This window comes from Blautia sp. HCP3S3_C12 (genome assembly GCF_052064155.1).
Classification (GTDB): domain Bacteria; phylum Bacillota; class Clostridia; order Lachnospirales; family Lachnospiraceae; genus Blautia_A.
The window spans coordinates 20564-35345 of record NZ_JBQHWC010000010.1; the positions used below are offsets into that span (position 1 = coordinate 20564).

Genomic DNA, 14782 nt, shown 5'->3' on the forward strand with positions numbered 1-14782 from the left:
ATTTAAAGGTAAAAATTATTCATTACCAAGATATTCATCCAGTATCGCCTTATCCTTTTCCACCACATAACCGCTTCCTCCAATATCTTTCACATTCTCTACCATACTGATGAGCAAAATAGGATTCTTTGTATCTCTATCTGTAGTAAAAACTGTAAACCAGCCAATTTCTGTTCCAGATGTATCTTCTTTTGTAGCTTTCAGTTCCGCTGTTCCGGTTTTTCCTGCTAATCTAATGTCTTCCCGGCATGCTCCATAACCAGTTCCTTCCGGGTTATTCACTACACCCTCTAACCCCTCCATAACCTCCGAAACAATTTGTGGTGAAAAAGCATCTTTTATCCAGATTTCACTGGAAGTGCTTCCACCATCCGCGTGAAGATATGGCTTTATCATATTTCCATCATTTAGAAAAGCCGTATAAATGCTTGCAAGATGCAAAGGATTTACCAGAATCTGTCCCTGTCCATACCCACTGTCAGCAAGCTGGATTTCTGTTTCTATCTTGTCCATATTAGAATATTGGGACTCTGACATTTTAATATCAAATGGAAGTTCCTGATTAAATCCTATTTGATTTAGAGACTGCATCAGTTGATCCGCACCAATTTTTAATGCTGCTTTTGCAAAATAAATATTATCTGAATAAATAAGCGCATTTTTCAAGATCACAGGTTCATAATCATGAAGTGTAGTCACTGTATAATCTCCCCACGAGGAATCTTTCTGCCACGCCAGACCCTCATTTCCAAAATCGTCATTTGCAGTAAATGCCCCCACTTTTAATCCAATTGCAGCAATTACAGGTTTAAAAGTTGAGCCAGGACACCATGTCTGGCGAAAGCGGTTGTATAAAGGCCTGTCTTCATTTTCATTTAATGCACTCCACTGGCTGTTGTCCATTCCACGTACAAAATCATTATTATCATAAGATGGCGTACTTACCAACGCCAATACTTCCCCTGTATAAGGATTCAAAGCTACAGAACATCCTCTGTCTTCTTTAAATTGTTCATAAAGAGTACTTTGAAGATCACCATCAATCGTAATATGGATATCTTCTCCATCTTTTCTAGGCTCATATGCAATAACACTTTTTTTATTTCCATTTGCATCTACAATACAGATTTCACACCCATCTGTTCCTTTTAGTTCTTTTTCATAAAGCGTTTCCAGTCCAGTCTTTCCAATCACACTGTTTGTACGATACCCTTCCCCTTTATGTTCCTGCAAATCTTCGGCTGTAACCGCCTGTACATACCCTACCAGATGAGAGGCAGCTTCTTTTAGATAATAAGTTCGTACTTTTACATCAGATAACATAATACCTGGAATCTTCAATAATGTGTCCTGCTTTTCTTTTTCTTCCAGAACAGTTTTATCCGGATTCACTGTCAAAAGATCGACCTCTTGTATTTTAGGAATTGTTGCTACTGGTACAAAAGAATCTGCTTTTACCCAACCGGCTTTTAACTTATCCTCAATTTCGTCTGCTCCAATTCCAAGATACTCTGCCAGTTTTTTTATTGTATCTTCTCTGTTCTCCATCCTGCCCGGAACAATTCCTACCGAAGATGCAGTTCCCTCTCCAGCCAACTGACGACCATTTCTGTCTAAAATATCTCCTCTCTTTGCCTCTTCTGACGTTACCTGAACTTTATCCGTTGCAGATAACTCTGGAAAAATCAACTGATCCTGCCAGATTAAATGATATCCTGTCCAATCATGTGAAAATACCGCATCGTTGGTAAATTCTACATTTCCTGCAGCAGTCTGCATATTTGTTGTATAGGAAACTGCCGCATTTCCGTTTTCTTGTCTTTTTACTGTAATATCGGTTATGGACAGATCAGACATCTCAATGCCTTCATATATTTTAGAATTTCGTTCTATAAATTCTTCCTTACTGTTCATGCTGCTTTTTTTCTGATCCAGCATGGCATACATTTGCTCATATTCCCCTTTTTCAATATATTTCATATATTCCATTAGTCTTTTTTCAGGAACATTACAATTCATTATTGTTACAATACCGATTCCACCACCAATCAATATACCGCTAAATAAAACTATTTTTGTAATAATCTTCGTGTGTTTTTTTCTTTTCTTTTTTCTCATATAGTTTTATTTCTCCTTTTTTCATATTTTCTTAAATATTACACTTGTAATATTTAAACGTCAAGCTTTTTCTTAGGTTTATATATGTAGACAAGAGAAAAGATTTGCATAAAAAAGAAAGGGCATCTCAAAGCCTTCTTTGATAAAGAACTTTACGACACTCTGAGGTAATGGTTTCTCCGGATGTTTCCCAAACGCTATAATCACTCTCCAGAAGAACCAAAAACGATTTTTAATTTTCTCTCAGAAAAAAAAGAACTACTCTAAATCTGCTGATCTTTGAAATAACCCTGCTCGTTTCTTATAATCACAAACATATTCAGACAACACATTCTTTGCTGGCAGATTATTATAGCAGAAAACGCAACAAATCCCTTTATTAACTTTTGTTCCATATATTTCCTGTACCAATCCTATTGTTTCATCATCTGAACAAAAGCTCTTCGGAATCTCCCTACAATCCCTGATAATAACGCAAATCTGTTTACTATGTCCTCTCTGTCAGTATACAAGCCAGCTAATCTCTTTATTATAGTATCTAAATACTTCTTCCCAATTCCACTACTCAAAATTTCTTCAGTCACTGTTTCTGCAGATGTGTTTTTATATCAGCCAGAGTTCCCCTGGCTGAATTCTTCCAATATATACCTGTTAACACTTCTCAATGCTGACACTTTTTCCTTCGCTTCTCATCTTTCACCTGCTATACTGCACTCTGGCTTGAATTCATTCCCTCTCTTCCAGTTCCGATTTATAATCTTCCAAGTCCATAAGAAAAGTCTCATAGCCTTCATCACTCATGCAGAACAGCTTTCTTAGGGTATTGCAGACAAGCCCGATCATATCCGCATCCCCTTTTAGAAATGGAATGATATGGTCGATTGCTTCCATTGTGTCATTTCTGTTTCCTTTATCAAACATTGCCGTTACTAAACATTCGTCTGTATCAAAGTTCATTGCCAGATCGATCACAATTCTACATCCCCCTTCTTATGTGCTTTGGATTTTTCTACTTCTTTATTTTCCTGCTCCTGTGCTTTTGCCCTTGCCTGAAACTCTTTCAACGACTGCAGTACAGATTTTTTCAGTTCTCCTTTTTCACCCTTTGCAGGCTCTTTGTTTTGTTCCCGGTTCGGTTCTACTGATACGGATTCTTTCTTGACTGGTGCTTCTGGAACTTCCTGTTTCACTTCCACAGTCTGTTCTGCTTCCTGCACTTTTCCATGCTCTGCTTCTGTATAAGAGCCGTGATACTTCTGAAAAACTGTTCTGCAGCGATAAATCTTTCCTGGGTAACCGTACACTCAGAGTATCAGGCAGCAATACATTTGAGGGAAAAGTATTTGTAGCTTTCATTGCCTTGATCATACGCTGCAACCTTGGAATTCTCCATACTGCCATAAGCTACCACACCGCCCTGCTTGGAAGTCAGTGCCACCGCCGCAATGGTTCCATTTCCCTGACTTGGTGTAAACTCCCACACAAACCGGTAACCATTATCAAGCGGCTTACTCTCTGTCAGATTCATGCTTCCCCTTGCCACATCCGCAGTGGCATTGACATCATTGGATGCATAAGCCACAGGGAGTTTATTTGTGGACGGATAAATATTGTCCGCATCTTCTGTCAAAGCCTCCGAATAAAGCAGTATGCCCCCAATCATGTTAGGACAGATAGGAAGCAGGTTATTGTTCCAAAGCAGGTGGGTATCATACTCCCCTGCCACAGAATAAAAAATACCCATAGGATTCAATCCCAGGATATGATTTACCGCATTTGTCACCATATTCTCTTCCTGCACTCTTTCCACCACTTCCCCAGTGGAATCATCGATCATCTCGATGACCACGTTTCCTTTCAGCTTCATCCTTACCTACCTTTCCACCGGCATTGCAAATGCACCGATTCCAAACCTTCCAGGAACCACATCCCTGTAGGTTCTCTTTACAAGCTCATCAATCTTCCAGGTGATATTCTCATCGACAGCCGCCATCTGAAGCACACCGCCGAGTTTCACCTTCTTAATGGTCTCCTCAATCTTAATCTCACCATCCCAGGCTTCCCCGGCACCCATTGACTGACCCATAATCGCAGCAAGACAATCTCCGGTATCCACCGTAACCGTACCACCTGTTGCCCTTGCATACACATTGAAAATGTTTCTATAGTTCGCCACCATATTCTCAATCGGGTAATACAGCATGATGGAATGCTTCCCGGAATGCCAGGTCTCCTCCGGCTGATGAATCTCGATGATGTTATCATTAAACTCAAAGGTAAAATGAACCACCACCTGACCGTCTTCCTTCCAGACCACAGGAAGTTCCACAGTTAATGTCTGTTCTTTTGTCTTGCCAATCACAACAGGCTCCTCTGCTGCAACAGCACTATCCGAACTTCCGCCGGTCTCATCCACAACATCAGTCCCCGCAGCACCGCTATCAGTTGTTCCGCTATCCGTAGTTTCCTCATTACCTGCAGTACCCTCTGCCAAAACTTCTTCCACTTCCACCGAAGGAATCACCACATCCCCTCTTGCAACCACAGACCTTTCCACCTGGTCAGCACTCACTCCCACAATCACAGATCCAAAGAACTGCGCCATAACCGCTTCATTCTGTGCAAACTCAATGGAAATAATCTTCACATCACTCTCGCCAACCGTAAAAGAGCTGGCATTGGTAAAGGTATGAATACCTATCTTGCCAGCCTCTTTATTATCTATAATCTGATTCAGCAGACCGCTGATGTTCTTATCATTTTTTGATTTAACATGTGCCAGTCTCGGATTCTTACCAACACCCTTCAGCGTGTGCTTCCCACCAATCTTACACTGCATGGAAGTGATAGCAGATATCCTGTTTTTGTCTGCCTGTCCTCCCTTAAACCGGATCACATCTCCCAAGTCCAAAGCAGGATTTCCTATTGTTTCCGAATCAAATGGCACATAATCCACAACAGCCAGGTCATTCAGGATATTCATGCACAGCTGCTCTCTGGTTTCCTTAAGACCAAACTGTAACAGTGGATTTACCCCAAGATTCAGCGTCAGTCCATCGTCCGGATCCAGATGATAATACTCTGCCGTTTCCGTTTTCATGTTGGTAGAAGAAACCGCTGTGTATCTTGTGATAAAATCGGAAAAACTACTGGTAAACCGGTGCTTTGTCTCCAGCTCCATCACGGGCTCATTGCCATACTTCCTCAGCTCCAACTTGCCCTCTCTGTTGATACAGAAAAACCCACCAAGAACCTGCCCCACATAGTAGAGCACATCCCGGTAGGTCTCAATATCATTTTCTGTATAAATGGAAAGCAGCTCTGTTCCATTGGGCATCGCTTCATAGTCTGTTTGGCTCTGCGCCATCTCCACCTTACAGGCCTTGCAACACAGGCTCACAAAATCATACACCGTACCAATGGTTTCAAAGCCATTGAAGCTCTTATCAAACCGAAGCATGAAATCATAGGCTTTCAGCTCCAAAGTCTTGATATTACGGTTAGCCTCCGACACCTCAAAGATTCCCATCGGTACCTCTTCATAAGAGCCATCCGACAGTCTTAAATGATAGAACAATTCCACCAGAGCATCTTCCAAAGTATATCTGTCAATATCAGATAAAAGAGTGATTCCCATTTCTGCTGCATACACCGTACCAAGCTCAATCTCAGTAGAACCGCAGCACTGACTGGAAATATAACCACTTCCCTTTACGATATCATCAGCTCCGAACTCATACGAGGCACCTTTCGTTGTCGTAATTCTTCCCGTCCAATAATATCTTCTTGTGTTCTCCTGCACCGCCTGCAGGAATGCTTTGCTCACCGGATACAAAAGACCACCTTCCCTTCAAAGAAAAAGCACCAGCCAACTTAATGACTGATGCCTTAATAACGACTTTATTTAAAACTTGCCCAAAAACGTTTTACATCTCTGTCTGTTATATGTCGTTCGAGCATTCCTTTAATATGTTTTCTTATTTCAACTGCATCTTTTCTTTCATAATAAAAATAATTACAAGCTCTCAATTTCGTATTTTGCCATAATCGTATGTACAATTGCTCATCATTACATGGAGATATTCCTAAAATATCAATATGCCCATCAATATCATTAAACTCAGTTATTCCATATCTGTCATCTTTTTCCTCTTCACCATACTTTTCTAACCAGTACCATGTCATTATTCCATTACAAAACATATGCTTGAATCCATCTGGAACCCCATTAGCCCTATCCGTTATATCATTAAAGCACCCATGTAAATGATAAACAGGGACTTCTTTTCCTACAGCACTATCAAGATTTGTATCATAATTCAATGTAAAGATAGCATCGTACCGCTTCAAATAGTTAATAAACGAGTCAGGAAACATTTTATATATATCATTCACCGTATCATTATCGTAAATTGCATCTAATAAAAGCGGCTGAAGATAATCATTTATGGCTGTGTTCACCATATTTCTCTCATCATCATTAATAGCGTTTACATATAATAATTCAGCACCCAAAAAGATATCTTCCAAACCAATTTCATTCACCGATATTTTTTTTTGATATGATCGCCTAATTCTTTCAATTTCCATCTGCAAAAAAAGATAATCCTGATCTTTTGGAACACTAATTCTCTTTTGTATCGCCATATTAATTGTAGAAACACATGTTTCAAGAATATCCTTAACAGAACTCTTGTCCCACCCCAACTGCAAATATTTGTCGCTTTCAATATTTGCAATTGCTCGGTCGATAATTGCTTTGTTTCCTCGTCTGTCAATACCGCCAAATTGAATATCAATTCCGTTCCCGACAACTAGTACTTTCATACCTTCAACCACCCTGTTCTATAATATACATTCATTATAATGTCATGGATTATCTATGTCATCATAAACTTACAATTCCTTCAAAGAAAAACTCACAATCCAAAGCCCCTTATAACTCGTATCCTTCTTAAGCTTTGCCTTGAACCCTTCCACATACATTTCCGTCTGTCTCACACTTGCAGTCTCCGGGTCAAAGAATCCAACTCTTATCTTCTCCTGCTGTTTATACCCGGTAAGTAACCTTAGCCACTTCTGGGTAACAGAAAAGGAAACAGAAATAGTCACAACACCAGTTCTCACCAAATCCCTCTGCGTGGTTCCTGCCTCTGTTTCTCCACCGCTGTCTGCTTCCTTATCCGTCATATCCACTTCATAACTATCCGGCAGAGGAAGATCCACGCCGTCAAAGTTCAGATACTGAAAAAATGCCATCGCTTATCTCCCTCCACTTCTTAGATTTGCCCTCTGCTGGGCATTTACAATCACTTCATCCAACATCGTACCGCCAAGGTACACAGGAATCACAATATCCCCGCTTCCACCATTGACAGAAGAAACCGCATCCTTAATCGCCAACACAAAACTACTCATATCTGCACTTGTCACAGTTCCACCACAGGCCATAGCCATCTGACCTGCATTCACCTGAGGATTTACCACCATATCTGCAGCAAGGCCACTCACTGCATCCTTTACCATGCCCTTGCTATTCTCAATTCCCTTAGCCAGTCCGGACATAAAGTCAGGCATCCAGCTCTCATACTCGGTAAGAGGTCCTTCATCCGGTACAGAGAAATGCAGGAAGGACTTAATCGTGTCAGCAACACTGCATACCGCATCCTTCACCTTGCCGATGCAGGACTTGATACCATTCACGATACCATTGATGATATCTGCTCCCCAGCTGAACGCCGAAGAAGCCAGATTCTTAATGAAATTCACTGCATTAGTAAAACCATTCTTGATGGTGTTATAGATACCCGAAATGGTATTCTTAATCCCATTCCACATCGCACTGAAAGCAGTGGACACCGCCGTCTTAATGGCATTCACAACGGTAGTCACCGTGTTCTTAATGCCGTTCCAAACTGTCGTGATGGTATTCTTGATGCCATTAACCACTGTGGTAACCACATTTTTAATGGCATTCCACACTGTAGAAAATACTGTCTTGATAGCATTCAGCACAGTCGTAATTACTGTCTTAATAGTATTCCATGCAGTAGTAAGGAAGGTACTGATCGCCGTAACCACCGTGGTCACCACGGTCTTTATGCCATTCCATATCGTACTGAAAAATGTAGAAATAGCCGTCCAAACCGTAGTCGCAACCGTCTGGATCGTATTCCATGCAGTGCTCAAGAATGAGGAAATCGCATTCACAACAGTAGTAAAGGTATTCTTGATTCCTTCCCAAAGCCCGGTAAAGAAAGAAGCCAAGCCATTCCAAACCGTTTCCGCTGTAGTCTTAATAAACTCCCAGACAGCCCCAAAGAATTCCTTCAAGGCTTCCCAGACTGCAACCGCAATCTCCTTTATGCTGTCCCACAAATCAATCCAGAACTGCCGGAACTCATCACAATTATTCCAAAGATAGATAAACGCCGCCACCAAGGCCGCAATGGCTGCAATAATCAGCACAATCGGATTGGCAAGCATAGTCGCATTCAGTGCCAGAAATGCAGTCTTCACTGCCTTAATCACACCCACAACCTTTGGCACAATGGTCATAATCGTACCCACTGCCGTAATGATTTTTCCAATGATAATCAGTACCGGCCCAAGTGCCGCAGCAATCAGTGCAACCGTCACAATGGTTTCTTTCACACCGTCCGGCATACTGTTTAGTACATCAATAAAACCCTGCACCCATCCAACAATCTTTTTCACCGCCGGTAACAGAATTTCCCCAAATGAAATGGCCAGCTCCTGCAACTGAGATTTCAGTATAGTGAGCTGACCTTCCAGGTTATTATTCATGGTGTCTGCCATACTCTGTGCAGCACCGTTACAGTTATCTATCGCTCCTGAGAGCTTCGCAATGTCCCCTTCTCCTGCATTCATAAGTGCAAGGAAACCTGACATGGCATTCTTTCCAACCAGACTTTCTGAAGCCGCAGCCTTCTCCGATTCTGACAAACCACTAAATGCTGTTCTACAGTCAGCCAGAATATCCGACAAATCCCTCATGGAACCATCTGCATTGGTGGTGGCAACTGTTACCTCACCAATATTTTCCCCACAAATCTTAACCTCTCCGGAAAGATTTGTCATAATAGTTCGAAGGGAAGTACCTGCCTGAGTGGACTTGATTCCCGCATTTGCCATCAGACCAATCGCTTCAGCAGTATCTTCAACTGAAAACCCCAAAGCACCCGCAATCGGCGCACAGTACTTAAAGGTCTCACCCATCATAGATACATTTGTGTTAGCATTGGAACTTGCCGCCGCCAATACATCTGCAAAGTGCCCCGAATCCTGAGCCGACAATCCAAAGGCGGTAAGTGCATCTGTCACGATATCAGAAGTTGTCGCCAAATCTTCCCCGGAAACAGCCGCCAGATTCATAACGCCTTCAATACCGGAAAGCATATCCTCTGTCTTCCAACCGGCCATTGCCATGTAATTCATAGCCTCAGCCGCTTCCGATGCAGAGAACTTCGTCTTGCTTCCCATCTCCCTGGCTTTCTTCGAAAGAGCCTCAAGATCACTTCCGGTTGCTCCCGATACCGCCGCCACCTTACTCATGGCAGCTTCAAAATCTGCCGCAGTCTTAACCGAAGCCGTACCAAGAGCAGTCACGGTAGCCGTAACCGGAAGCAACTTCTTTCCTGCTCCCTCGATATTGCTTCCTACATCCTTTAACTTCTCACCAGTCGCAGAGATTTTCTGCAACGCCGTAGCTGACTGGTTCGCCTGCTCTTCCAGTCTCTTTAGCTCATTCTCAGTTTCAATAATCTCTCTTTGCAGAGCATCATACTGATCCTTGGAAATCGTTCCATCATTTAATGCCTTTTCTGCCTGCTCCGCAGCAGTCTTTAAGGTTTCCAGCTTTTCCTTCGTTTCCTTAACCACATCCCCAAGTAGCTTATGCTTCTGAGCCAAAAGTTCCGTATTACCAGGATCCAGCTTAAGAAGCTTTTCCACATCCTTAAGCTGTGCCTGCGTATTCCTGATTTCGGTATTAACGCCCTTCAATGCTGTTTGAAGTTTTGTGGTATCGCCGCCGATTTCAATGGTGATACCTTTAATTCTCGATGCAGCCATACCGAACCTCCCTTCATTTTATGGCAAGAAAAAGGAGCCGATTTCTCGACTCTTTACACAACAAAGGCACCGGATATTTCACCGATGCCATTCTTAAGCTATATTCATTTAGCCCTACAACCTGGAATTTGTACCTCTTTCAGACTATACATTCTTTCCCATCATATACGCTTCTTGCATACACTTTGTATCTTTGATTTCTCCTGCATGATATACTCCGGTTCCGTAGATGATGCCTTTTTCTACTGCTCCCTCCACACAGTCAGCATATCCTCTAAAGCATGCCAGTGTGGTGTCCATAGATTCCTTTTCTCCATCAGCCGCAGTCATTATATAATACATTTCTTTGTTCTTCACTTCTGTCCAACGGCACACGCTTCTATCAATCACAGCCTTTAACTGTGCATCAATAGAATAGAAATAAACAGGACTTGCCAGAACCATAACATCACATGCAATCATTTTCTCCATAATTTCTGCCATGTCATCCTTGATTGCGCAGTTTCCTGTATCACGGCAAGCATAACACGCCGTACAATATGCCACTTTTTTCTCTTGCACACGGATTTTTTCTACTGTGTGCCCTGCTTCTAATGCACCACGCATAAATTCATCACATAATAAATCCGAATTACCTTGCTTTCTTGGACTACCTGACAATATCAAAATTTTCTTAGTCATATCACTTGCTCCATTACCAATTTTTCTCTTCCTTAGTACAGTCATGCTGTTTCTTTCGTTCTTCCACCATCTTGCCAAACCACTCTACCATGTTTGGGTCGTAGTGGGAGAAGAATGCACTCTGTTCTTTATCCAAAGTTGCTATCTTTTCCATATCATCAGCTGATAACTCAAAATCAAATACATTAAAATTCTCTACCATTCTTTCATAATGTACTGACTTTGGAATAATTACAATACCTCTCTGCAAATGCCATCTTAAAATTACCTGCGCAACCGTTTTTCCATACTTTGCACCAATTTCTGATAACATAGGGTCTGTGAACATATCGCCTCTACCTTCACCAAACGGTGCCCATGCTTCCAGCTGAATTCCATATTTATCATGCCATTTCTTTGACTCTTCCTGCTGGTGATATGGATGTATCTCTACCTGATTTATCATAGGCTTTATACGAGCGAAAGTCGCAATATCAATCATTCTGTCCGGATAGAAATTAGAGATACCGATTGCTCTGATTTTACCAGCTTCATAGTATTCTTCCAATGCTCTCCATGCTCCATAGTAATCTGCAAAAGGCTGATGCAGTAATAACAAGTCCAAGTAATCTGTCTGCAGCTTTCTCATAGATTCCTCTATGGATGCCTTACATTCATCATATCCATAATTCTCAATCCATACCTTTGTAGTAAGGAATATTTCTTCACGAGGAACCCCACTTTTCTTAATTGCAGAACCTACTTCCTCTTCATTGAAATAAGACTGTGCTGTATCAATCGAACGATATCCTGCTTTCAGTGCATCCAACACACAACGTTCACATTCTTCCTTTGTTACCTGATATACTCCATAACCCAACTGTGGCATTTTTACACCATTGCTCAATACCTTATATTCCATCTGAAAACCTCCTTGAAAATAATCTGTATCCATGATACACTCCCATTGTATCAATCGGTAGTTACTACCGGTCAAGCACTATTTTCATTTTCTTGGAGGTCTTTATGTTTACAATGAAAGAAGCCTGCAACCAAACGCACTTACCATACGAAACACTAAAATTCTATTGCAATCAGGGACTTGTTCCCAATGTAAAACGTGACAAAAACAATCGTCGCATTTTTGATGAACGGGACATTGCTTGGATTAACAGTTTAAATTGTCTTAAAAACTGCGGAATGGGCATTGCTGAAATGAAAGAATACATCGAACTCTGCCTTATCGGAGAATCCACCATACCGGAACGAAAAGTTATACTGGATATCAAACGAAAATCCCTTGTAGAACAGCTTAAACAAGTGCAAGATTGCATTGATTATATTGACTGGAAACAAGGCTTTTATGATGATGTCCTATCAGGTAAAACCAAATATTACAGTAACCTCATAAATACCGAAGAATAGTATGATAGCCAATGCAAAACTACCTGCATTGGCTATTATTTTCTCTGCGTAAAATTTAAATCTTCTGTTCCTTATAAAATAAATATATCGGTGTTAACCAAATCACCAAACAACGCTTTACAACATAGACACAATCTCATACGCTATTATATCAGCACTATATCCGTCTGTCATCCAAAATGTATTGAACGAAGAGTAAAATCCTCCCTTCTAAAACCGGTCAAAATCAGCCTGCGTAGCAATCACACTGTACTTCTTGCCAGCATCTTGATCATTTCCACTTTCCACATACATGTCATTCACCATTCCTATCGTGAGTAAGTCCAAATCCCTGATGCTAATCCCCAACTGGACACACCTTAAAAGGAACAACGGTGTTGTCATCGGACGGTCTGTTGCACGAAGTTTTTTTTAGCCTCTGCATCCGTTCTCACATTGAGTCCCCAAAGCTCGATAATCTTTGGAAGCACCTGATAGATGCTGAATGTATTGAAATCATCCAGCCACTCTTCCGGTGTATCAGGAATACTCGGATCCGCATGCTTCGCCATAACATATGCAATGTTTTCAAACATTTCCAAAGAGAACAAATCCAGGTTGCTCACCTCTTCGCTGTTGCTGTCAATCGCTTTCTCCAAAGAAGCCAAATCCTTATAGATATCTCTCTGAAACTTCATTCTGTATATTCTCGGAATCGCAGCACTTGCTCTAAAAGGCACCTGCTTTCCGTCAATTTCGATATTCTTAATCATGCTCATAAAATAAGCCCTCTCTTTCCACATTAAGCAAAAGAGCCAGGACATTTCTGCCCCAGCTCACCACTTCTTATTCTGCATCTGTATTCACACCGGTAATGGTAGGCATATACACTGCCTTGTACCAATCGGCATAAACGGTACTGTCTGTCTCATTACCAGTCTTGGCTTTAACCACACCACTTGCAAGCGGTGTCGCCTTGATGGTAAGAGTTTCTGTCTGTACCTCTCTGCTCTCTTCATTTGTCTTGCCTTCAATACCGGGCCTACTTGCAGAGCAGTTATAAAGGACATGACGGATGTGCTTCACATCTCCATCAAACTCAAACAACAGAGCAAATCTGTTCAACTCCGAGTTCGCATCCTCAATCAGAACCTTGTTATCATCCAGAGTCTCATTCAAAGCAGATACCCTGAAATCCTCCGGAATCATCGCAAGCTCCAGATCACCGTCATAACCCATGTTGTTATTGATGACATAGTACGCAGTACCATCTGCATAGAAATTCTCCGGCTCACCATTGGCATCCAGAGAAATCGAAACCGCACCAGGTAATGCAACAGGAGTGCCGAAGGAAACTACACCTTCCTCACTTGTTTGAAGCATCGCATAATGCGCATTCTTAAGATTGCATTTGACCTTATTATTAGCCATTATTCAAACCCTCCATTTCAAAACTGTACATGACCTCATAAAGCTTCTCGCTCTGGATCCATGTTTCCGACTTGTTATAAAAAATCTCATGTCCATCCAGGACATCCTCTACTCTCGACTCCAAGGCAATATCCTTGAAATCGGTGTACATCTCAATCCTGACCTCATTCAATTTGAAATACACCCTGCCGTCAGCAGCAAAGTTATTACTGCCCGGAATCAGATAACAAATGAATGGCGGATCAGGACTTTCTCCCTCTGCAAAGTGATCATAGGCAAAGGGAATCTGCATTTCCTGAATAATCTGAACCAGTTCTTCCATTAACATCACCTCTGCGAATCACTTCAAAGCTTTCTCTACTTCCTTTTCCAATAGTTCAGCTGCAGCCTCTTCTGCGGTCGCGATATGCGGAAAGGCTCTCGTTCTGCCACCACCACGCTTGGCATGTCCAAATTCAAGCAGATGTGCCAGCTGATAACGATTCCTGGAATGCACAGTGACTTCCATCGCATATGCATTTTCCTTGGTCGTTTTTACAGCCCAACTCTTTTTATATTTCCCAGTCTTAACCGGAGCTCCTGCCTGTACATCACTTTTGGCTTTATTACCTGCTTTCTTCACAGCGGCCTTCATATCCTCTGTCGCAAGGTCAGCGTATTCCTGCAAACCTTCCATAATGACATGAGCCATTTGGTCAATCCTGCATCTGTCCGTTGCCATGCTTACCGCCTCACTTTCCTGCAGCTGAATTTCAGACACTTTTTCCTGAAATTCATATGATCCACATTCGTGATATCATAGATTTCACCCTTAAAAATAATCCTATGAGTAGTAGAACCAATCTCCGATGCTTTTTTACAGTAACGAATCGTTACCGTCATCCCCACATCTTCCACAATGGTTCTGGCCTCTTCCTTTTCCTTGGAGCTTGCCATACCCTCACCACCGAACGTTGCATGACAGGTATAGAAATCTTCCCAGCCATTCTTATGATTTCCGATAGAATCGGTAATCACAGTATTCTTCTGGAAGGTTACTTTTTCATTCATCAAAGACACATTCAAAGCAATCCCT

At 41.7% G+C, this 14782-nt stretch carries 15 protein-coding genes and 1 pseudogene; 1 reads left to right on the forward strand and 15 read right to left on the reverse strand.

What is annotated here, in order from left to right:
* Window positions 1-15 precede the first annotated feature (15 nt).
* From ACTNDS_RS09435 to ACTNDS_RS09480, 10 genes and pseudogenes are all read right to left on the reverse strand, one after another.
* Window positions 16-2118 (reverse strand): penicillin-binding transpeptidase domain-containing protein, encoded by a 2103-nt coding sequence (locus tag ACTNDS_RS09435; protein WP_059085547.1) that lies wholly within the window; start codon window positions 2116-2118, stop codon window positions 16-18.
* 726 nt (window positions 2119-2844) lie between these two features.
* Window positions 2845-3090, reverse strand: coding sequence for a transposon-transfer assisting family protein (locus tag ACTNDS_RS09440; protein ID WP_441035270.1), 246 nt, complete (start codon window positions 3088-3090; stop codon window positions 2845-2847).
* Entirely contained in the window at window positions 3087-3335 is a 249-nt protein-coding gene (locus ACTNDS_RS09445; RefSeq protein ID WP_441035272.1) for a hypothetical protein, read from the reverse strand. Before ACTNDS_RS09445 ends, ACTNDS_RS09440 begins: the two co-directional genes overlap by 4 nt.
* A gap of 173 nt (window positions 3336-3508) precedes the next feature.
* Window positions 3509-3985, reverse strand: a pseudogene (locus ACTNDS_RS09450) (hypothetical protein); the annotation flags it as partial.
* A 6-nt stretch (window positions 3986-3991) separates the two neighbouring features.
* Window positions 3992-5953, reverse strand: coding sequence for a hypothetical protein (locus ACTNDS_RS09455; RefSeq protein WP_441035274.1), 1962 nt, complete (start codon window positions 5951-5953; stop codon window positions 3992-3994).
* A gap of 65 nt (window positions 5954-6018) precedes the next feature.
* Window positions 6019-6945, reverse strand: coding sequence for a hypothetical protein (locus ACTNDS_RS09460; RefSeq protein ID WP_441035276.1), 927 nt, complete (start codon window positions 6943-6945; stop codon window positions 6019-6021).
* A 69-nt stretch (window positions 6946-7014) separates the two neighbouring features.
* Window positions 7015-7377 carry a hypothetical protein gene (locus tag ACTNDS_RS09465; RefSeq protein WP_441035277.1) on the reverse strand — a complete coding sequence of 121 codons (363 nt, stop codon included), beginning with the start codon at window positions 7375-7377 and terminating at the stop codon, window positions 7015-7017.
* A 3-nt stretch (window positions 7378-7380) separates the two neighbouring features.
* Window positions 7381-10212, reverse strand: a complete 2832-nt coding sequence (locus ACTNDS_RS09470; RefSeq protein WP_441035278.1) for a phage tail tape measure protein — start codon at window positions 10210-10212, stop codon at window positions 7381-7383.
* Window positions 10213-10356: 144 nt separating this feature from the next.
* Window positions 10357-10893, reverse strand: a complete 537-nt coding sequence (locus tag ACTNDS_RS09475) for a flavodoxin family protein (RefSeq protein ID WP_120105243.1) — start codon at window positions 10891-10893, stop codon at window positions 10357-10359.
* A 13-nt stretch (window positions 10894-10906) separates the two neighbouring features.
* On the reverse strand, window positions 10907-11794 hold the full coding sequence (locus tag ACTNDS_RS09480) for an aldo/keto reductase (RefSeq protein ID WP_441035279.1): 888 nt from the start codon (window positions 11792-11794) through the stop codon (window positions 10907-10909).
* A 104-nt stretch (window positions 11795-11898) separates the two neighbouring features.
* Here ACTNDS_RS09480 and ACTNDS_RS09485 point away from each other — a divergent pair, with 104 nt between their 5' ends.
* Window positions 11899-12297 (forward strand): MerR family transcriptional regulator, encoded by a 399-nt coding sequence (locus tag ACTNDS_RS09485; RefSeq protein ID WP_441035281.1) that lies wholly within the window; start codon window positions 11899-11901, stop codon window positions 12295-12297.
* Between the two features lie 380 nt (window positions 12298-12677).
* Here ACTNDS_RS09485 and ACTNDS_RS09490 read toward each other — a convergent pair whose 3' ends face one another.
* From ACTNDS_RS09490 to ACTNDS_RS09510, 5 genes are all read right to left on the reverse strand, one after another.
* Window positions 12678-13055 (reverse strand): hypothetical protein, encoded by a 378-nt coding sequence (locus ACTNDS_RS09490; RefSeq protein WP_441035283.1) that lies wholly within the window; start codon window positions 13053-13055, stop codon window positions 12678-12680.
* Between the two features lie 67 nt (window positions 13056-13122).
* Window positions 13123-13707: a major tail protein gene (locus ACTNDS_RS09495; protein WP_441035285.1), complete on the reverse strand. Its 585-nt coding sequence runs from the start codon at window positions 13705-13707 to the stop codon at window positions 13123-13125.
* A complete protein-coding gene (locus ACTNDS_RS09500; protein WP_154553339.1) occupies window positions 13700-14029 on the reverse strand; it encodes a hypothetical protein in 330 nt (109 codons plus the stop codon). The genes ACTNDS_RS09495 and ACTNDS_RS09500 overlap by 8 nt, the downstream gene beginning before the upstream one ends.
* Window positions 14030-14047: 18 nt before the next feature.
* Entirely contained in the window at window positions 14048-14428 is a 381-nt protein-coding gene (locus tag ACTNDS_RS09505) for an HK97 gp10 family phage protein (RefSeq protein WP_441035287.1), read from the reverse strand.
* Between the two features lie 2 nt (window positions 14429-14430).
* Window positions 14431-14772, reverse strand: a complete 342-nt coding sequence (locus tag ACTNDS_RS09510) for a phage head closure protein (protein ID WP_441035288.1) — start codon at window positions 14770-14772, stop codon at window positions 14431-14433.
* Window positions 14773-14782: the final 10 nt, after the last annotated feature.

Bases quoted from the DNA above. Each gene is read 5' to 3' on its own strand.
- ACTNDS_RS09435 (WP_059085547.1), bottom strand. From the start codon at position 2,118: ATGAGAAAAAAGAAAAGAAAAAAACACACGAAGATTATTACAAAAATA.
- ACTNDS_RS09460 (WP_441035276.1), bottom strand. From the start codon at position 6,945: ATGAAAGTACTAGTTGTCGGGAACGGAATTGATATTCAATTTGGCGGT.
- ACTNDS_RS09465 (WP_441035277.1), bottom strand. From the start codon at position 7,377: ATGGCATTTTTTCAGTATCTGAACTTTGACGGCGTGGATCTTCCTCTG.
- ACTNDS_RS09470 (WP_441035278.1), bottom strand. From the start codon at position 10,212: ATGGCTGCATCGAGAATTAAAGGTATCACCATTGAAATCGGCGGCGAT.
- ACTNDS_RS09475 (WP_120105243.1), bottom strand. From the start codon at position 10,893: ATGACTAAGAAAATTTTGATATTGTCAGGTAGTCCAAGAAAGCAAGGT.
- ACTNDS_RS09480 (WP_441035279.1), bottom strand. From the start codon at position 11,794: ATGGAATATAAGGTATTGAGCAATGGTGTAAAAATGCCACAGTTGGGT.
- ACTNDS_RS09485 (WP_441035281.1), top strand. From the start codon at position 11,899: ATGTTTACAATGAAAGAAGCCTGCAACCAAACGCACTTACCATACGAA.
- ACTNDS_RS09490 (WP_441035283.1), bottom strand. From the start codon at position 13,055: ATGAGCATGATTAAGAATATCGAAATTGACGGAAAGCAGGTGCCTTTT.
- ACTNDS_RS09495 (WP_441035285.1), bottom strand. From the start codon at position 13,707: ATGGCTAATAATAAGGTCAAATGCAATCTTAAGAATGCGCATTATGCG.
- ACTNDS_RS09500 (WP_154553339.1), bottom strand. From the start codon at position 14,029: ATGGAAGAACTGGTTCAGATTATTCAGGAAATGCAGATTCCCTTTGCC.
- ACTNDS_RS09505 (WP_441035287.1), bottom strand. From the start codon at position 14,428: ATGGCAACGGACAGATGCAGGATTGACCAAATGGCTCATGTCATTATG.